General features: G+C 63.2%; 12 protein-coding genes and 1 pseudogene. 7 read left to right on the forward strand and 6 right to left on the reverse strand.

From position 1 onward, the window contains the following. The first annotated feature begins 228 nt into the window (after positions 1-228). The 3 genes from KG722_RS06495 (at position 229) to aguB (ending at position 5449) form a co-directional block, all read left to right on the forward strand. Complete coding sequence (locus KG722_RS06495) at positions 229-3510, forward strand: TonB-dependent receptor (protein ID WP_213270878.1); 3282 nt, start codon at positions 229-231, stop codon at positions 3508-3510. Positions 3511-3602: 92 nt separating this feature from the next. Beyond that, on the forward strand, positions 3603-4589 hold the full coding sequence (locus KG722_RS06500) for an agmatine deiminase family protein (RefSeq protein ID WP_213270879.1): 987 nt from the start codon (positions 3603-3605) through the stop codon (positions 4587-4589). A 17-nt stretch (positions 4590-4606) separates the two neighbouring features. Next, positions 4607-5449 (forward strand): N-carbamoylputrescine amidase, encoded by an 843-nt coding sequence (gene aguB / locus KG722_RS06505; protein WP_213270881.1) that lies wholly within the window; start codon positions 4607-4609, stop codon positions 5447-5449. 21 nt (positions 5450-5470) lie between these two features. On the opposite strand, the gene KG722_RS06510 is transcribed toward aguB, so the two are convergent. From KG722_RS06510 to KG722_RS06525, 4 genes and pseudogenes are all read right to left on the reverse strand, one after another. Beyond that, a complete protein-coding gene (locus tag KG722_RS06510; RefSeq protein ID WP_213270883.1) occupies positions 5471-7285 on the reverse strand; it encodes a diguanylate cyclase in 1815 nt (604 codons plus the stop codon). A 121-nt stretch (positions 7286-7406) separates the two neighbouring features. After that, positions 7407-9790 (reverse strand): annotated as a pseudogene (locus tag KG722_RS15410) (transketolase). Between the two features lie 104 nt (positions 9791-9894). Further along, positions 9895-10896 carry a hypothetical protein gene (locus tag KG722_RS06520; protein WP_213270885.1) on the reverse strand — a complete coding sequence of 334 codons (1002 nt, stop codon included), beginning with the start codon at positions 10894-10896 and terminating at the stop codon, positions 9895-9897. Between the two features lie 125 nt (positions 10897-11021). Next, positions 11022-11345 carry a hypothetical protein gene (locus tag KG722_RS06525; protein WP_213270887.1) on the reverse strand — a complete coding sequence of 108 codons (324 nt, stop codon included), beginning with the start codon at positions 11343-11345 and terminating at the stop codon, positions 11022-11024. A gap of 111 nt (positions 11346-11456) precedes the next feature. On the opposite strand from KG722_RS06525, the gene murI reads away from it, so the two are divergent. Then, complete coding sequence (gene murI, locus KG722_RS06530) at positions 11457-12329, forward strand: glutamate racemase (RefSeq protein WP_213270890.1); 873 nt, start codon at positions 11457-11459, stop codon at positions 12327-12329. On the opposite strand, the gene KG722_RS06535 is transcribed toward murI, so the two are convergent. Next, positions 12272-13468 carry a type III PLP-dependent enzyme gene (locus KG722_RS06535; protein WP_213270892.1) on the reverse strand — a complete coding sequence of 399 codons (1197 nt, stop codon included), beginning with the start codon at positions 13466-13468 and terminating at the stop codon, positions 12272-12274. The two genes, murI and KG722_RS06535, sit on opposite strands and share 58 nt — an antisense overlap. Positions 13469-13738: 270 nt before the next feature. On the opposite strand from KG722_RS06535, the gene KG722_RS06540 reads away from it, so the two are divergent. Continuing rightward, on the forward strand, positions 13739-14836 hold the full coding sequence (locus KG722_RS06540) for a substrate-binding domain-containing protein (protein ID WP_213270894.1): 1098 nt from the start codon (positions 13739-13741) through the stop codon (positions 14834-14836). A 10-nt stretch (positions 14837-14846) separates the two neighbouring features. Here KG722_RS06540 and KG722_RS06545 read toward each other — a convergent pair whose 3' ends face one another. After that, positions 14847-15953: a glycosyltransferase family 1 protein gene (locus tag KG722_RS06545; RefSeq protein WP_213270896.1), complete on the reverse strand. Its 1107-nt coding sequence runs from the start codon at positions 15951-15953 to the stop codon at positions 14847-14849. A gap of 190 nt (positions 15954-16143) precedes the next feature. Between KG722_RS06545 and putA the strand changes: the two genes are divergently transcribed. Together putA and KG722_RS06555 are read left to right on the forward strand one after the other, a co-directional pair. Beyond that, positions 16144-19278 (forward strand): bifunctional proline dehydrogenase/L-glutamate gamma-semialdehyde dehydrogenase PutA, encoded by a 3135-nt coding sequence (putA, locus tag KG722_RS06550; RefSeq protein WP_213270898.1) that lies wholly within the window; start codon positions 16144-16146, stop codon positions 19276-19278. A gap of 12 nt (positions 19279-19290) precedes the next feature. After that, complete coding sequence (locus tag KG722_RS06555; protein ID WP_213270900.1) at positions 19291-20172, forward strand: DUF3298 and DUF4163 domain-containing protein; 882 nt, start codon at positions 19291-19293, stop codon at positions 20170-20172. Positions 20173-20175: the final 3 nt, after the last annotated feature.

The raw sequence follows: 20175 nt of genomic DNA on the forward strand, positions 1-20175 counted from the left end.
GGCCGCTAAGCGGGTGCAGATACAGGGGCAGATGCAATCTGAGGAGGCGTTTCGGGCATGAACAGCGTGTCATTTTTGCATCGCACCCAAAAAACCGTGCGCGAGCCGAAATGCGATGCTGAACCTTCAAACGCTTGTCACTAATCTGTCACTCAGCGGGGTTAAGGCCTCGCCAAACCCGGTCTCGCGAGGGGGCTGTGGTGATGGTCGAAATTCGGGGAAGTCCAAATGATCAAGAATTTCTTTGCGCGCAGCGCATCGATCGCAGCCATTGCGGCGCTTGCACCGGTTGCAGCGGTCTATGCCCAGGAGACTGCGTCCGAGCTTCGCGGCTCGATTGTGGATCTAAACGGCGCGGCAGTTGCAGGCGCCACGGTTACCATCCTGCACGAGCCGACCGGCTCTGCCAGCGTGATGTCCACCTCTTCCAATGGTGGCTTCTTCCAGACCGGCCTTCGCCCGGGCGGTCCTTACTCGATCACTGTCAGCGCGCCTGGCTTTGAAGGCGCGGCCGTTGAAGGCCTCAACCTCAGCCCCGGCACCCAGCCCCCGCTGCGCCTGCGCCTTGCCGCCATCGGCGACGACACGGCTGTGCTCGACACGGTCGTCGTGACCGGCGCGGCCATCAGCGCCCTCGACCTGAACAACGGGGTCGGCTCCAACTACAGCGCCCGCGATGTGGCCAACCAGCCCTCGCTCGCCCGCGACATCATTGCGACGCTCAACCGCGACCCGCTGGCTGTTTCCAGCGGCCCGAACAACCTCTCGGTTGCCGGTGTCAACCCGCGCTTCAATGCTGTCACCATCGACGGCGCCCGTCAGGCGGACAATCTCGGCCTTGGCACCAACACCTTCCCGACCAGACGCTCGCCGATCAACCTCGACATCGTCGAGGCCGTGTCGCTGGTGGCGTCTGATTACACCGTCACCGCATCAAGCTTCACCGGCGGCCTCGTGAACGTCGTCACCAAAGGCGGCTCGAACGAAATCGACGGGTCGGCCTTCTACTACTACCGCGATCAGGACTATCTGGGCACCGACGTGTTCGGCGGCGAGCGCTCCTACAATCCGGGTATCTTTGAAGAGAAAGAATACGGCGCAACGCTGCGTGGTCCGATCATCAAGGACAAGCTCTTCTTCTCGCTGTCCTATGACAAGTTCGAAACCGCTCAGCAGGTCGACATCTCCGCAGCGGCCGCCTCGGCTGGCTATTCGGAAGCCTTCTACACCGCGCTCAACCAGCTCGTTCTGGACACCTACGGCATCGACATGGGCGGGCGTCCGCTGCAGGTCGCCCTGCCGGAAGAAACCGAGCGCCTCTTCGCCCGTATCGACTGGGACATCAACGCCGATCACCGTCTCCAGATCCAGTACCAGAACACCGAAGAAACCGGTGTGTCCGGCGCGACCTCGACGACCGGTTTCCAGTCTGCCTGGTATGACGTCCCGAACACGCTCGACAGCTACACGGCCCAGCTCTTCTCTGACTGGACGCCGAACCTCTCGACCCGCCTGCGCGCGTCCTACACCGAGAACGAGCGTCTCCAGAATTGCCGCGCCGGCGACGGCGTCGGTGAAATCAGCATGCGCCTGTCGGTCAACAACACGGCCGGGACGCCGCTTGCAGGGCTCCTGAACATCTCCAACCCCAACTCTGTCCGCACGTTCACGGGCGGCTGTGACCGGTTCCGTCATACGAACACCTACGCCGATGAGCGTCTGACCCTGTTCGGCCAGGCCGATTATGTCTGGAACGACATGATCTTCACCTTCGGCGGTGAGTACGAGACCCTGGAGGCGGCCAACGCGTTCTCGCAGTTCTCGCGCGGCCAGTTTGTCTTCACCGGCGCACAGAACCTGATCGACGGTATCGCCAACGTTCAGTATCGCAATGCGGGCTCGAACAACACCGAAGACTATATCACCGAGTATGACTATTCCCGCTGGACCGCATTCGCGCAGACCCGCTGGAACGTCCTGCCGGAACTCGAACTCTCCGGCGGCCTGCGTTACGAGTACATCACCACCGACAGCGGCGCAGCCCTCGACCCGACCTTCCAGACCCAGGTCGGCATTCCGAACACGACCAACACAGATGGTCTCGACATCATCATGCCGCGTGTCGGCTTCCGCTACACCCCGCTTGATCGCACCACGATCTCGGGCGGCGTCGGCCTCTTCTCGGGCGGTGATCCGGGCGTTTGGACCCTCAACACGGCAGCGCCTCTGGTCGTTGTTGCCCAGGGCAGCAACCTGACCGGCGTCAATCCGGGGATTATCCCCCAGTCGCTGCTCGACGCGGTTGCCAACGGTTCGGCCGGCGCCATCGACGCGCTTGACCCGGACTTCAAGCTTCCGTCCGACTGGAAAGCCTCGCTGCGCCTTGACCAGTCGTTCGACCTGAACTTCGGCGGCGTCGATCTTGGTTCTGACTACCGCGCTTCGCTCCAGGTCCTGCACACCCGTTCCAAGGACGCCTTCCTCTGGCAGGAATACGCCCAGACCAACGGTGGCCTGACCCCCGGCGTGGCTCCGGACGGCCGTCCGATCTACGCCGACCTTCAGGCGCTGGGTCTGTCCAACCGCACGGTGCTGACCAATGCGTCGGGCGACGAGAGCATGGTTTACACCGTGTCGCTCGAGAAAGCCTACGAGAACGGTCTCGATGTCTTCCTCTCCTATGCTCACCAGGATGTTGAAGCCCTGACCGAGGGATCTTCCTCGCGCGGCATCTCCGCATGGCGCGGTCAGGTGGCGGCCGACCGGAACTTCCCCGGCCCGCGCACCTCGCTCTATGAAATCTCCGATGCCTTCAAGATCGGCCTCGGTTATGAGCGCGCCTTCATCGGCGATCTGGCAACCCGCTTTGACCTCTTCGGTCAGTTCACTTCGGGCGGCCGCTTCACCTACACCTACGACGTCGACAACACCAACTCGCTGTTCGGCCGCGCAGGCAACGGTGAAAACCCGTTCGACAACAGCCCGCTCTATGTTCCAAATCTCTTCGGCGACGACAATGTGGTCTTCGGGGCAAACTTCGATCAGGCCGCCTTCGGCGAGTATGTGAAGAAGAACAATCTGAAGCAGGGCGAGATCTTCGAAGTCAACGGCGACCAGTCCAAGTGGAACCAGCGCTTCGACTTCCGTCTCCAGCAGGATCTCCCGGGCATCTGGGGCGCGAAGAACGTTGTCGGTGAAAACCGCTTCAAGCTTGTCTTCGACGTTGAAAACCTCGGCAACCTGCTGAACGACGAGTGGGGCACCATGTTCAGCACACCGTCCAACGGTCAGGTGCCCATCATCGACGCGGACCTGATCACCCGCGCGGACCTGACGGCCAATGGTGTTGCCGGCGCAACAGCTCTCACAGGGGACGCGGCCCGCACGGCCTGCGCCACCTCTGGCTCGTGCGTCTACCGCTACAACGACTTCGATGGCCGGCCGACGGCCTTCGAGAACAACGCTGCTTCCGCCTGGAAAGTCCGCGTTGGCATCCGCTACGAGTTCTAAGCGGTATTCCGCTTGCTACTCACTATATGAGGGGGCGGCCTTTCGGGGCCGCCCTTTTCGTTTGACCCAAGCTGTGGCAAGGCCCGCGCGACATGACTGATACGACGAGCGTTCACCTCCCGCCCGAATGGGCCCCGCAGGCTGCCCTCTGGGCCGGCTGGCCCCGCCTTGCCGAAGAGTGGGGCGGGGACCTCACGGCCGCCCGTTCCGAAATCGCGGCTTTCATCCGCGCCGCTTCAGGCTTTGTGCCCGTCAAGATCGCCTGTGGCTCGCGGGAGGCGGCCGCGTCGGCCCGCCTTGCAACGGGCGGGGCAGGGGAGGTTGTCGAAATCCCGACCGGGGACATCTGGCTGAGGGACACAGGTCCGCTTGTCACCGGCACCGGCCCGGGCCGGGTTGCCCAGATCTTCCGCTTCAATGGCTGGGGCGGAAAATACCTGATGGATGGCGATACCGAAACGGCCGGCGCGGTTGCCGGCGTCGAACAGCTGCCTTCCCGCCGCCACGCGCTCATCCTGGAAGGCGGCGGGATCGACGCCGATGGCGAAGGCCGCCTCCTGACCACGCGCCAGTGCCTGCTCAATCCAAACCGCAATCGGGAGCTTTCCCAGGCGGAGATCGAAGCAAGCCTGACAGCGGCGCTCGGCGTTGACGAGTTCATCTGGCTCGGTGACGGGCTGATGAACGACCACACCGACGGCCATGTCGACAATATCGCCCGCTTCATTGCGCCGGGCCATGTCCTCTGCCAGCATCCGGCAGACCGGAATGATCCCAACGCCGAAACGCTTCAGGAGATCGAGCGGACGCTGGTGTCCCATGGTCTGATCGTTTCGAGCATTCCGTCGCCGGGCCATGTGCATTTCGGCGATGGTGTTCCGGTCCCGGCGAGCCATATGAATTTCACGATCACCAACCGGGCGGTTCTGGTGCCGGTCTATGAAGACCGCTTCTCGGCGGTCGCCCTGTCCGAGCTCAAATCCCTGTTTCCCGGCCGTGAAGTCATCGGCCTGCCGGCGCGCGCAATCCTCGCGGGCGGCGGAAGCTTCCACTGCATGACCCGCGAAATCCCAGCCTGACCAAGGAGGCCACGCTCATGACCCGCAAGATCACGCTCGCCGCCATTCAGTTCACGCCCACCGATGATGTTCAGCAGAATATCGACCGCGTCGCCGGCTTCGTCCGCGACGCGGCCGCAAAGGGCGCCGACGTCGTGCTGCCGCCGGAACTCTTCTGCGGCTTCTATTTCTGCAAGACGCAGGAAGAAGAGCATTTCGCCCGCGCCATCGAATGGCAGGAACATCCGGCTGTTCATCAGCTCTCGGATCTTGCGGCTGAGCTTGGTGTTGTCATTCCTGTCTCGATCTACGAAAAGGAAGGCCCACACTATTTCAATTCGGTCGTGATGATCGATGCGGACGGCACGCCGCTCGGCGTTTATCGCAAGAGCCACATTCCCGACGGTCCCGGCTACCAGGAAAAGTTTTACTTCCGCCCGGGTGATACGGGGTTCCGCGTCTGGAACACGATGAAGGGCCGGATTGGCGTTGGCATCTGCTGGGATCAGTGGTTCCCGGAAGCGGCGCGCGCAATGACCCTCCTGGGGGCAGACGCGCTGCTTTACCCCACCGCTATCGGCGCAGAGCCCCAGGACGCCTCCCTCGACACGGCCGCGCGCTGGCGCCGCGGCATGCAGGGCCATTCGGTGGCCAATGTCATTCCTGTCATTGCCGCCAACAGGGTTGGCAATGAAGAAGGACAGGTCTTCTATGGCACCAGCTTCATCACGGATGAAACAGGTGACATTGTCGTGGACATGGACCGCAAGGAAGAGGGGGTTCTTGTCGCGACCTTCGATCTGGACCATATCGACCGGGCCCGTGCCGCCTGGGGTTTCTTCCGTGACCGGAGAACCGACCTCTACGATATGCTGATCTAGGCCAGACTGCCTGCGGCCGGATCAGCCGCGATGGGAGGTTCCGAACAGGCGCGCGACGCGATCTTCGGTTTCGTCATTATCTGCGAAGATGACTGGCTCGATGCGCCGGCGCTCGCGCCGGCGCTGGTCTGCGATGCGGATTCCACCGCGCCCGTTTGCCTTTACGTGATAAAGTTCAGCATCTGCGTGACGCAGCATGCCTTCAAAGCCGGTCTTGTGGTCGTGGAACGCGATGCCGATGCTTGCGCCAACCGTGATGTAGTTTTCCTCAAACTGCAGCGGTGTCATAATGGCTTTCAGGAAGGCATTTGCCTGGGTGATGATGTCCATCCGGTTCTGCCAGTGATAGCTCATGATCAGGAACTCGTCCCCGCCCACCCGGAATATATCGCCGCGCCCGCCAAAGTGCGCGCGCAGTTTTTCGGCCACCGCAACCAGCACCGCATCCCCCGCCGCATGGCCAAAGCTGTCATTTACCGGTTTGAAATTATCAAGATCGATCGCGACTGCCGCGCCATAACGCTCGCTGGTCTGCCGGCTTTCCAGTCGACAGATCCGGTCAAGCAGGCGGCGGTTGCCAAGGCCCGTCATGGCGTCCGTGTTCGCCCAGAATTCGCCCTGCCGCACCTGACCGCCCAGAACCGCGCTGAGATAGGCGAGTGCAAAGGCGAATGCCAGCGGCAGCAGGAAAGGGTTGATGGGCACATAAGGCGTCACATCAAATGGACGAAGATAGATCCAGACCGTTGCCAGGAGGCAGGGCAGCCAGGCGATCAGCGCGCTGCGCGCCCCGGAAACGCCTTGCGCGGACATCCAGGCGAGGCCGGCAACCAGCACGATCGGACCAATTCCGGTGGCGATGACGAAGCTCAGATGGCCAATCCAGTCAGGCAGCGCAAAACTTATTCCGGTCAGTGCACTGACGAATGCCAGAGAACAGAAGACGCGGCCAAGCCAGGGCGCCTGCCTGGCCATGTCCAGAAACACCATGATGAACATTGTACCCAATGCCATCATCATGCCCTGCGCAAAGAAAACGGTCTGCGCAAAGTTGAAATTCAGATGCATCCCGATCAGTGCGTTCAGCAACCCGGAGGAAAGAAGGATGTAGAGCGCGGCCGACAGGGCAAAGGCTATGTAGATGCGAAACGCGCCGTTCGCCGCCGCAAACGACATCGAGGTGGCATAGATCGCAAACGCCAGCGCGGCGCCGACGATCAGGCTCCAGACAAGGGTTTCCCTGGTCGCGCGCTGAGCAAAACGCGCTTCGGAAGCAATTGTCACCGGCAACAGGATCAGCGAAGAGCTACGAACCCGGACAAAATATTCCCGCGATTCGCCAGGCGGAACATACAAATGGAATGCCGGATAGGCCGCAGCAATGGCCGCGCCCGTGACCGGCACGGCCGAACCGGCGGTGCTGTGGTGCAGGCTGCCATCGGGGCGCACCTCGAATAGGTCGGTGCGCTCAAGATAGGGAAAACGAATGGCGAGTTTTGCCGATTCGACCTCCCGGCTGGAGTTCTTCAGGGCAAACCGAAGCCAGACATCGCCTTTGCCGGTTTTGAACTGGGGTGTTCGTGTGCCTGCGGGTTTGAAGCCGGCATCGTCTGCAGCAGAGATAAATGCCTGAGGGGCAAGAGCAGGATCAACTCCGTGGGCGAGGAGCAGATCAGGTGTAAAGGAGGCATCTGCAGGCAGGCGGGCAAGGTCGAAATGGCTGGCCGGCTGGCTGGCAAATGCAAGACAAGGGAGCATCAGCCAGGCGAGCGCTGCCCAAACGGCGCCGCGCCAGCGGCTCAACTTGATACCCGTACAGATCATTGCAAACCGCATCAGCTTGGGCTCTTGGTTTACACCAATCCAGTAAATATGGAGTTGCAGTGATGCGCCAATTCAATCGCGCCTGGAAACGAAAGGTAAGCAGATCTGCGGTGTTTTTTGCAGGGTTGGCGCGTTAAAGGTTTTTGCCCGGAGACAGGTGGCTCGCGGCCGAGACGATTGCGTCGGCGTCAATCATGAAGTGCCGGTAGAGATCGCGGATCGTTCCGGTCTGGCCGAAATGCTCCACGCCCAGCGGTGTCACGGCATGGCCTTTGACCCCGCCAATCCAGGCAAGCGTGGCCGGATGTCCGTCCGTCACCGTGATCAGCTGCGCGTGCCGGGGCACGCCCTCCATCAGCCGCTCGATCTGGCTGAGCGCTGTTTTCTTGCCGCGCGCGCGGGCCCGCCGCGCCGCCGTCCAGCCCGAGTTCAGCCGGTCGGCAGAGGTGACAGCCAGAACGCCGATATCGCGCCGGCCTTCGCCAATCCGCGCGGCTGCCTTGATGGCTTCAGGCGCAATCACGCCCTGATAGGCAATGATCACTTCGGCGTTCGGGCCGGGCTTGCGCAGCCAGTAACCGCCATCAATCACGCCCTGCCGGAACCCGGCGTCCTGGCGGGACCAGACGCGCACCTGCTCAACCGGCCGGGTCGAAAGCCGCAGGTAGACCGAGCCGCCGGTCTCATCGCGCAGCCAGGTACGTTCGTCCGGGTCGCCTTCGCCGTCGCGCTGCAGATAGTCGAACGACCAGTCCATGATGATCGACAGCTCATCCAGGAAGGCCGGTTCAAAGGAGACAATGCCGTCCTGGCTCATGCCGATCAGCTGCGCGCCGATGGACTGGTGCGCGCCGCCTTCCGGGGCGAGTGTCACGCCGCTCGGCGTGCCTGCGATGATGAAGCGTGCATCCTGGTAGCAGGCATAGTTGAGCGCATCGAGGCCGCGGGCCACGAACGGGTCATAGACCGTTCCGATGGGAATGAGCCGCTCACCGAAGAGGGAATGGGAAAGCCCCGCCGCGCCGAGCAGCAGGAACAGGTTCATCTCTGCGATGCCGAGCTCGATATGCTGGCCTTCTGGTGAAAACGCCCATTTCTGCGCGGACGGGATCTTTTCGTCCCGGAACGTGTCGGCGACATTTTCGCGGGCAAACAGGCCGCGCCGGTTCACCCAGCCGCCCAGATTGGTCGACACCGTCACATCCGGCGACGTCGTCAGGATGCGCTGGGCAAGCGCGCTGTCTTCCCGCGCCAGACTGTCGAGGATCTTGCCGAGGCCCGCCTGGGTGGAGAGTGTCTCATCGTCGAGAAAAACCGGCCCCGGTGAGGCGACCCGCGGCGCGGTAAAGCGGCGTGGCCCCCTGGCAAAGAACGCAACCGATTGCAGCGCGGTGTTGAACGCGACAGGATCCTTCACGGTCGCCAGCGGCGCCCATTCCTCGCCCTGGTTCACGCCCATGGCCTTCTGGAAATCCGCCATCTGCGCCTTGGTCATCAGGCCGGCATGATTGTCCTTGTGCCCGGCAAGCGGGGTTCCCCAGCCCTTGATGGTATAGGCGAGAAACACGGTCGGGCGCTCGTCATCTGCGCGTGCGAAAGCGTCCAGAAGCGTCTCGAGACACTGCCCCCCAGATTGTTCATCAGCTCACTGAGCTCAGCGTCTGACCGTTTCCCGATCAGCTCGGACACATCCCCCTGGTCGCCAAGCTCGTCCAGAAGGCGCTTGCGCCAGGCCGCCCCGCCCATATAGGTCAGCGCCGAGTAAAGCGAATTGGGGCAATCCTCGATCCATTGTTTCAGGCGCTGCCCGCCGGGTTCTGCAAAGGCGGCTCGCTGCAGCGCGCCGAAGCGGAGCACTTCGACCCGCCAGCCAAACGCCTTGAAGATCGCCTCGATCTTCGACCAGAGACCCTCATGTACAACCCCGTCGAGGCTCTGGCGGTTATAGTCGATGATCCACCAGGTATTGCGCAGGTCGTGCTTCCAGCCCTCCTGAAGGCATTCATACACATTGCCCTCGTCGAGCTCTGCGTCGCCCACCAGCGCCACCATTCTGCCGGCCGGGCGCTTGCCGGAGCCGAAATCCGTCCACGGACGGGCAATCAGATAGTCCTGTATGATCGAGGCAAAGGCGGTCTCTGCCACGCCGAGGCCGACAGAGCCGGTGGAGAAATCCACGTCATCAATGTCCTTGGTGCGGGAGGGATAGGACTGCGCCCCGCCATAACCGCGGAAATTCTCCAGCTTTTCGCGCGTCTGGCTGCCCATCAGGTAATGCATTGCATGGAACACCGGCGCCGCATGCGGTTTCACCGCCACGCGGTCCTCGGGCCGCAGCACATGAAAATAAAGCGCCGTCATGATCGAGACGATGGAGGCGCAGCTGGCCTGGTGCCCACCGACCTTCACCTCATCCTCCGCCTTCTCGCGAAGGTGGTTGGCATTGTGAACCGTCCAGGCGGCAAGCCAGAGCAGGCGCTGCTCGATTGTTTTCAGCTGATCGAGGGAAGGGGGCATGGGATTAGGCCATCTCGCAGGGGAAGGGGCATTTCCTTCCGCCTAAAACAGGCGCGCGCGCAAGTCCATTGGACCGGCACAAAAGCTTGGGGCGGCGCGCCGCGCTAAACGCCCATCCAGGCGCGCAGGTTCGTGAGGAACTGACCGACCCCGGCGCCGATGAAGAAAAAGGCAGCGGCGAGCGCGATATAGGGCCCGGCGAATATACTCACAACGATGAGCGCGAGGACGGCCGCGACCAGCGAGAAAAACGGGATCAGGACGATCTGTCGAAGCAAGGCGCCGCCGGCATGCGCCCGGTCTGTGCGCCCTGCCGCCGCCACCGATAGTAGCCAGCGCAGGTGAAGCACCCGGCCTATGCCGAGTTTCACCGGCCCACCGGTTCCTGCGGCCTCGTCCAACGCGTCGGCCATGCGCTGCGTCATCACGAAATCACCGATCTTCCGCCGGCCGATCTGCAAATGATTGCGGCGCACTTCCGCCATCCGGAAGAGCCCGCCACCTTCCATCACGACGCCGGACCCGATGCTGCCAATCTCGCCGCTATAGATGACGCCCCACGGCCGCGCGAGCAGAAAGCCTACCACCGGCGCTGCGATCCACATAAACAGGATTGTCCAGCCGAGCGCGGCGGAGCGCGGGTCTTTCTGGTTCAGTCCGAAAGCCGCTTCGATCTCGCGGTTCAGCGGCGCGCTCATCTTCTTGTTGCGCCAGCTATAGTCGATGACGAGGTCTTCGTATTTCTGACAAGTCTTGTCTGGCCCGCAAAGACGGGGCGGAAAGCCGAGTTGTGCGCGGATGCGGGCTTTGGGCTGGTCGCTGAGCGCGTCGTAAAGCGCCTGTTCCTGCGGTGTGAACGTCATCGGCTTCGAGCGCTTGTTCGCTGCGCGGTAGATGATCGTGCTGAAGTAGGAGAAGGCCGCTTCCTGCCGGGCAGCAGCGTCGAGACGCGCATCGCCTTCGCCGGTGATCGGAAAAGCGGCCTCGATCTCCCCAGTGGATGGAATGTCATTCAGATACGCCTGGGCCGCAGCAGGCGCCGCGATTGCCAGAAGCGCTCCGAGCGAAACGAACGCCGCTCTGACCCAGTGTGCGAATGCTCTCATGCTCGCCCCCATCCGTGTTATTACAAAATAACACCCAAAAGAGCAAAATTTCAACTTTGGACCAGGGCGCCGTCCTGCGCGCGCTCGAACTGGCTTGATTCTGGCCTGAATTCCGGCCCAATGCCTCAGCGTACTGAGCGGCGGGCCTTGTCGAACATGTCGGTGAGCGCCGCGCCCGGCCCGTTGGCCACCTGATGATACCAGTCCGGCATCGCCTGCAGCACACCGGCCGTGTCGGCCCAGCGGCGTATATTTGCGTCGGCCGTCAGCTGGAAAGCCTGGCGCATGTAGTTTTCATCCGCCGCGTCAAACCCGTCCGCGAGGGTGATGGAAGAAAAGCTGATCATGCTTTTCTGCATAGACAATAATGTGTCGAGCGATGCGGAAGTGAGCGCCAGAGAGGCGCGCCAGGGCGCCAGCCACAAGTCAAACATCTGTTTTGTATCCATCAGCTTTGTCCTTTTGTGTACGCCGCTATTGTGCGCTGCACAACAAAACTCATGCCAAAAGCCTGATTCCGCCCCGTTTTCGCCGCGCGGGAATGGGCTTAACTGGTCTCCATGATGCCGGATGCGCCCTATCCCTTTGAGCCATCGCCTGCAAAAGGGCGGATCCTGGTCTTCGATTCCGGCGTTGGCGGGCTCACCGTGGCCAGTGAAATCCGCGCGCTGGGTCCCCGCCTGTCGGTTCATTATGCCGCCGATACCGGCTTTTTCCCGTATGGGGACAAATCAGACGACGCCCTGCGCGCCCGCCTGCCTGCCGTCGCCAGGGCCCTGACGGACGCCGTGAAGCCGGACGTCTTCGTCATCGCCTGCAACACGGCCAGCACCCTGGCCCTCACTGAAGTACGCGCCGTGCTGGGCATTCCCGTCGTCGGCACGGTGCCCGCCATCAAGCCGGCAGCCAGGCTTACCGAAACCGGCACCATCGGCCTCCTCGCCACGCCCGGCACGATCGGGCGCGCCTACACGGCCCGCCTGATTGAGGCGTTTGCCAGGGACAAACAGGTCATCCTCCATGGCAGTCTGGAACTCGTGAAACTCGCCGAGGCGCATGCGCGCGGCGAAGATGTACCGCCAGAAGCGTTTGCGGACGCGCAGGCCCCGCTCTTCAAGGCGCCCGGCGGCGAGCGGATTGATACCATCGTGCTTGCCTGCACGCATTTCCCGCTGGTGCGCGGCCAGCTGATCGCGACGGCGCCTCATGCCGTCAGCTATATCGATTCCGGCGCGGCCATTGCCCGCCAGACGATCCGTGTGCTGCCTGAAAGAAACGGATCAGGCGGACAGGGAGGCACAGCCTGCCTCACAAGTCCGCCTGAAGGAGAAGAGGGGATTGCCCGCGTCCTGAGACGCTACGGCTTCCCCGACATTCAATTCGTGGCCATTGAGCCGATCGAGATGACTTCGGCGCCTTCGGCCGAGCTGTAGAGGGACGGCCAGGGGCTGTCCTTGACCACCGCAACGTCGGACTCGCCAAACCCGTTGAAACGGGTGGCCATCGAGCGGCCATAGGCACCGATATTGCCGATCTCGATATAGTCGCCCTCGGTCAGGCCGGCGGGCAGCCAGACCTTGCCCGGAAGCATGTCCGCCGAATCGCAGGTCGGTCCGTAGACGGTGTATTCCACCATCCGGCCGAGCTTGCGTCCGTCGCCCGAGATCGCGCGCATCGGGAACACCCAGTTCTCGTGCACGGCGTCATAGAGCGCGCCATAGGAGCCTTCGTTGATGTAGAGCGCATTGCCCTTCACCAGATCGACGCCCACCAGCAGGCTTTCGGCTTCCGCCACCAGCGCGCGGCCCGGCTCGCACCAAAGGTCAGCGTTTTCCAGAACGAACATGTTCTCGAACGAACGCATCACCATGGCAACATAGTCGTCCATCGCGGGTGGGTTTTTGTCCGCATAGATCGCCGGGAAGCCGCCGCCGACATCCACGATGTCCACGGTTACACCGGCGTCGATGATGACCCGGCTGGCGTCGGCCATGGCCTGCGCCCAGGCAGAAGGTTTCATCGCCTGGCTGCCGACATGGAACGACACGCCGAGCTCGTCGGCATAACGCCGCGCAATGCTGAGGATTTCAGCAGCTTCCGCGGCATCCGCGCCGAACTTGCCCGACAGGGGCAGGGCCGAGCCTTCGTTGGACACAGCAATGCGCACGAGGATCGTCAGATCCTTGGCATAGCCGGTCGCCTCGAGGATCTTGTTCAGCTCCACCAGCGAGTCGGTGACGAAGATGCGTACGCCGTGCAGCTTGTAGGCCCGCTCGATCGCCTTGCGCGGCTTGACCGGGTGAAGGAAAGCAATGCGGGCTTCGGGGAAGCGGCCGCGGATCAGCTCGATTTCCGTTTCGGAAGCGGCGTCGAAGCTGCGGATGCCACCTTCCCACAGCGCGTCAAGGACGTGCGGGGCAGGGTTCACCTTCACGGCATAGAATGCCTGGGCCGGGAATTTATCCACGAACCAGTTGGCGGCCGCCGTCACGCGCTCCGGACGGAAGCAATAGGTCGGCAGCTCGGGCTGTTGCTCGCGCGCAATATGATACGGGGTCGCGTAAGTGTGCATGACACCTAACCTCCAAAGGGCTTCAAACCAGCTTTGGGCGTTAGTACAGGGGGCCCCCCTTATCGGGTTAGCCCAGATGTCCGCCACATCGAATTTCAGGGGCCGAAATAGTGCACAACGCCCGGGCATGCAAGAGAAAATTTCGCCCGTTACATAGTCGTGTCACAAAAGGGTAACGCAACGGCGCCAGATAGCCCTTGCAAACTTGGTAAAATGGATATGCACAAACCGCGTCTCCGGCGGCGTGCGAGCCATTTCCGGAGGTCTTCGATGTCTGTCCGTCTCTCCTGTTTTCTGGGCGCTGGTGTCCTGATCCTGGCCGCTTGTGGCCAAAGCGATCTCAAACAGCTCGACACCGGAGAGCCTGGCATCAAGCCGGTACCTGCCATCGCCCGCAACCAGAAGGTCAAGATCGTGGGGTCTTCCACCGTTGCGCCGTTCTCGCGCACGGTTGCCGAGCGGTTCGGCGCGGTCAGCGGGTTTCCAACCCCCATCGTCGAGACGACCGGAACGGGCGGCGGCTTCAAGGCCTTCTGCGAAGGCGTCGGGCCGGTCTCGCCCTCCATCATCAACGCTTCCCGCCCGATGAAAGCGTCCGAGCGCGAGCTCTGCGCCAGAGCCGGTGTAACCGACATCACCGAAGTGGCGCTTGGCTATGACGGCATCGTCGTGGCCAATTCGAAAGCCGGCGCGGATTTCGACGTCACCAAGGAGCAGCTCTATCTCGCCCTCGCCAAGGAAATCCCGGACGGGAAGGGTGGCTTCATGCCCAACCCGCACAAGAACTGGCAGGATGTTTCCCCGGATCTGCCCAGCGGCCCGATTGTCGTCCTTGGTCCCCCGCCCACCTCGGGGACGCGGGACGCGTTCGTCGAACTCGGCATGGAAAAGGGCGCTGAGGCCATTCCCCAGCTCAGGGACCTGAAAGCCGCCGATGAAGCCGCCTTCAAGGAGCGGGCCCATACGGTGCGCACCGATGGCGTCTGGGTCGATTTCGGCGAGAATGATTCGGCCATCGTCCAGTCTTTGGTCAAATCCCCCGAAGCGATCGGCGTCCTCGGCTTTTCCTTCCTCGAGCAGAACGGTGACCGGGTGAAGGGCGCGCGCCTCGCCGGCGTCGAGGCAAACTTCGACAATATCGTTGCCGGCGAATACGGCCTCGCGCGCATCATGTTCTTTTATGTGAAAGACCAGAACCTGCCGCTGGTCGAGGGCCTTGCAGAATTTGTCTCCGCTTCGGTTGACGAAGGCGCGGCCGGTCATGACGGTTATCTCATCGAGAAAGGCCTCATCCCGCTGGATCAGGAGGACCTGAAAAAGCAGCAGGCTCTTGCCGAGCAGCTCGAGCTTAAGGTCCGCGCCTACTGAGGCTCAGGACCTAGAAGCCTGGCCCTGCCGGCGGCCGGCGGCGGCGAATCCGGATCTTCTGCCAGAATCGTTTGCGCTCAGGCGCGGGCAGGGGCTGCAGGTTCTCGATGAACGCCTCGGCGCAGGCCCGCCAGCTATAGGTCTCGGCATAGGCCCGGCATGTCTCGCGGCTCAGCGCGAGGCAATCTATCGCCCCCTGGCGCAGGTCCCCGTCCACCGGCGTGACTGTCCCGGCGCCCGATCCCGGGATGACGTCGCGCGGCCCCGTCGCATCATAAGCCGCCACAGGCGTTCCCGTCGCCATCGCCTCCAGTACAACCAGCCCGAACGTATCGGTCAGGCTGGGGAACACGAACACATCGGCGCTTGCATAATGCGTGGCGAGGTCTTCGCCAAACTTGGCGCCCAGGAACACGACGTCCTTGTACTTGCGCTTGAGCTCTTCCAGCTGTGGCCCGTCACCGACGATCACCTTGGTGCCCGGCAGGTCGAGCCCGACAAAGGCCTCGATGTTCTTTTCCACCGCCACCCGGCCGACATTCAGGAAGATCGGCCGCTTCATCCCGGCGAACGGGTCGCCTGGCTGGCCCTCCTCGATCCGACGCTGCGGATTGAACATTTCGGTGTCCACTCCGCGGCTCCAGGAGACGAGGTTGATGAAGCGCTGCTGGCGCAGCTCGTCGAGCAGGGACGGGGTCGCCACCATCACCTTGCCCGAATATTTGTGGAACCAGCGCACGAAGGAATAGCCCCACGCCACCGGCACCGGCAGGCGCGCCGACACATATTCGGGAAACCGCGTATGGTAAGCTGTGGAGAAGGGGTGTTTCTCGGTCAGGCAGACGGCGCGGCCGGCCATGCCGAGCGTCCCTTCAGTGGCAATATGCACCGCATCAGGCTCAAACTCGTCAAACCGCTCGCGGATCCTGCGGCGCGCAAACAGCGCCAGCTTGATCTCCGGATAGGTCGGCAGGGGCATGGTCATGAAACCATCCCCCGGATGCACGATCTCCCAGACATGGCCCATGGCCTCTGTCTCGGCGATAACGCGCTTCATCGTACGTACGACGCCATTGACCTGAGGGTCCCAGGCGTCGGTGACGAGCATGATGCGCATGCCGGCTCCATAAATTTCAGCCCCCCATGGGCCTTGGCGGCGCAATCTGGCGGGCTTGGCGCGGGGCGTAAAGGGGTTCACTGCGCCGCAGCCTTGTTTTGAGGCGCTCCCCTCATGGGGGTATTCTTGTGCGCAGGCTAAGGTATAAGCGGCAGATTATTGCCCCGGCCCTGCCAGACGGACCCATCCCATGCCCGATACCGCTCTACACACCGCTCTCGATTGGGACGCGCTCGACGCCCTGAAATTCGCTGACGAGGAAGCCCTCCTCGAGGGCCTGCTCAAGGAGGGGGTGCTGCCCCAGCCGATCCGCGAAGGCGCCGTGCGGCGGGGCCGGGAACTGGTGATGAGCGCCCGCGCCAGGGGCCGCCGCAAGGGCATGATGGAAAGCTTCCTTGAGGAGTTCGGCCTCACCAATTCTGAAGGCCTCGCCCTGATGTGCCTGGCCGAAGCCCTGTTGCGCGTGCCTGACACCGAGACCAAGGACGACCTCATCGCCGAAAAGATCCGCTCCGGCGACTGGGGCGCCCATAAGGGCCAGTCCGACAGCTGGCTGGTCAACGCCTCCACCTGGGGCCTGATGCTCACCGGGCGCGTCATCGGCGCGCCGGAAAACGCCCACAAGGGCGCTGGCAATTTCGTTTCCGGCCTCGTGCGCCAGAGCGGCGAGCCGGTCATCCGCGCGGCCATGATGCAGGCGATGCGCATCATGGGGGAACAGTTCGTCCTTGGGCGGACGGTTTCCGAAGCCCTCAAGCGTGGCCGCCGCATGGTCAAATCCGGCGACGCGGCGCATTTCAGCTTCGACATGCTCGGCGAAGGCGCCCGCACCTCGGCCGACGCCGACCGCTACGACAAGGCCTATCATGATGCGATCGCCGCCGTCGCCGCCGACAAGGATCCCGCCCTGCCGCCGGAAAAGGCCAATGGCGTATCTGTCAAGCTCTCCGCCCTCCATCCGCGCTATCTCGCCGTCAAGGAAGCGCGCGTCATGGCGGAAATGTATCCCCGCGTGCTGGCCCTGTGTGAGGCCGCCGCGAAAGCCAATATTGGCCTCTGCCTGGATGCCGAGGAAGCCCACCGCCTGGTCATCAGTCTCAAGATCTTCGAGCGTCTTGCCCGCGAGCCCTCGCTGAAAGACTGGACCGGCCTTGGCCTCGCCGTGCAGGCTTACCAGAAACGCGCCCGCGCGGTGATCGACCGCCTCGCTATTCTGGCAAAGGAAACAAATCGCCGCTTCATGGTCCGCCTGGTGAAGGGTGCCTATTGGGACAGCGAGATCAAGAATGCCCAGGTCGAAGGCTTCTCCAATTTCCCGGTCTTCACCACCAAGCAGGGTACGGACGTTCACTATCTTGCCTGCGCCAAGGCAATGCTGGCAGCTTCCCCGGCCATCTATCCGGCCTTTGCCACCCATAATGCCCACAGCCTGGCTGCGGTCGACCTGCTTGCCGCTTCAGCCGGCGTCACGAACTTCGAATTCCAGCGCCTCCACGGAATGGGCGAGCCGCTCTACGAAGCCGCCGACGCCGGAAACCGCGTCCGCGTCTACGCCCCTGTCGGCGCCCATGAAGACCTCTTGCCCTACCTCGTCCGCCGGCTGCTCGAGAACGGCGCGAACACCAGTTTCGTTCATTCCTTCCTTGATCCGGATGTGCCTGCCGAACAGGTTGTGGCCGACCCCATCGCCAAGGTGGAGGCGGGCCCGCGCCGCCACGCGCGTATTCCCACGCCCCCACGCCTCTATGGCGCCGGCCGGCGCAACTCTGCCGGCCATGACCTCAGCCAGCTTGGTGTGCGTGGCCAGTTCGCCGCGGCGCTGAAAATGCTCGATGACGGCCCGGCCTTTGCCGCTGGCCCCATCGTGTCGGGCAAGGCGGAAACCGGCGGTGGCGAACTCGTCCTCATGCCCGCTGACACCGGCCGCGCGCTCGGCGCGGTGAAAGAGGCGGATGCTGGCGCCCTTGACCGCGCGCTGGACGCCGCGACAAAATTCCAGCCGGAATGGGACAACCTCGGCGGCCCGAGGCGCGCCGAATATCTCCACGCCATGGCCGATGCGATGGAGGCCCAGGCTGCCCGGCTCATCGCTCTCATGGCACGCGAGGCCGGCAAGACGCTTCCCGATGGTATCGCCGAAGTGCGCGAAGCGGTCGACTTCTGCCGCTACTATGCTCAGCAGGCAGAGCAGGACTTTGCCGGTCCTGTGCGCCTTCCGGGTCCCACGGGCGAGACCAACCATCTCTCCCTGCATGGGCGCGGCGTCTTTTGCTGCATCAGCCCCTGGAACTTCCCGCTCGCCATCTTCACCGGCCAGATCGCGGCGGCCCTGGCGGCGGGCAACACCGTCATTGCCAAACCCGCCGAGCAGACTGCGCTGACGGCATTTGAGGCCGTGCGCCTCTTCCACAAGGCGGGCCTGCCGGGTGACGCGCTTCACCTCCTGCCGGGCAGGGGGGAGACGGTCGGCGCCGCCCTCACCGCTGACCTGCGTGTCTCCGGCGTCTGCTTCACGGGGGGCACGTCCACCGCCCGCCTGATCAACCGCGCCCTTGCCGGGCGCGACGGTCCGATCATCCCGCTGATCGCGGAGACCGGCGGCCTCAACGGTCTCTTCGTCGACACAACGGCGCTCAGGGAACAGGTGATCGACGACATGATCCTCTCCGCCTTCGGTTCTGCCGGCCAGCGCTGCTCGGCGCTGCGCATCGCCTTCCTGCCGAACGCAACGGCCGACCATCTCATCGAAGGCCTCATCGGCGCCATGAACGAGCTTGCGCTCGGCGATCCTTCCCTGCCGCAGACCGATACCGGGCCGGTGATCGACGCCGACGCCCGCGCGTCGCTCGAAGCGCACATGGAGCGCATGCACCGCGAAGCCAAAGTCCTGCACCAGCTGGACGCCGGAAGGACTGGCGAAGAGGGCTATGGCTTCGGCCCGGCGCTCGTTGAGCTCTCCTCGCTTGATCAGATCAATGAGGAAACCTTCGGGCCCGTCCTGCATGTGCTGCGCTATGATCCTGACAATGTCGCCGCCGTCGGCGGCGCCCTCAAGGCGAAAGGCTACGGCCTCACCCTCGGCGTCCATTCGCGTCTTGAAAGCTTCCACAACGCCGTCAAGGCGGCGTGCCCTGTGGGAAACACCTATGTGAACCGCTCGATGATCGGCGCGGTGGTCGGCGTCCAGCCATTCGGCGGGGAAGGGCTGTCGGGGACCGGCCCGAAGGCGGGCGGCCCACATTATCTCCATCGTTTCGCCACCGAGCGCGTGGTAAGTGTCAACATTACCGCCCAGGGCGGCGACCCCGAACTGCTCAGCCTCTAAGGACGTCATCCCATGAAACGCCTCCTCCTCACTGCTTCCATGGCCGCGCTCCTGCTGGCCGCTTGCGCCCCCCAGGGCGAAGCGCCGCCCGCCGGTGGCTCAGAGGCCCCTGTTGCCCAAACCGCCTCCACCGATACGGGCCAAGCAGATACGCTCCCGGCCGATCTTGGCAGTCCCGCGTTTGAGGAAACCACCGAGGCATACGAGATCCGCACGGTCGTTGACCCCGCGATCGTCGCGTTCGATAACGCGCTCGCCCAGACCTATTTCAACGCCGCCCGGGAATCGCTCGACGCCCTGAAGGAACAGGCTATAAATGACAATAAGGTGGCGGCCGAGGACGCGGCCGCCAACGGCACGGAAAGCTGGTTCCGCCAGTATGCGATGGAATTCCGCTTCGAGGCGACCGCCCAGCAAGGCGACATCATCAGCGTGCTGGAGAACGTCTATTCCTATACCGGCGGCGCCCATCCCAACTATGCCCTGAAAGGCATCGTCCAGCAGAAGGCCCAGCCAGAACCCGTTGCCATCGGCGCTGTCGTGGCGGACGCGGCCGGATTCGGCGAAAGGCTCAAATACCATCTCACAGACGAAAAGCTTGAACGCATCTATGGCGACTTCAGCCGCGATATGGTTGCCACAGAAGTAGATGAGCTTCTCGGCGACGATGCCAATGCCGGCTCAGTCTGGGGCGCCAATTATGTACTCGTGCCGTCAACAGAGGCTGGCAAGTTCGGCGGCATCACCGTGCTCTTCTCGCCTTATGATATCGGCCCCTATGCCGAGGGCGCCTATATCATCACCGTCCCGGCAAGCGAGCTTGAAGGAAAGCTCACGCCGGACTGGTCGGCCCGTTTCGGCGGCGAGCCTGTGCTGGAGGAATTGACGCCCTGAGGC

It is taken from the genome of Hyphomonas sp. (genome assembly GCF_018402285.1).
Lineage (GTDB): Bacteria > Pseudomonadota > Alphaproteobacteria > Caulobacterales > Hyphomonadaceae > Hyphomonas.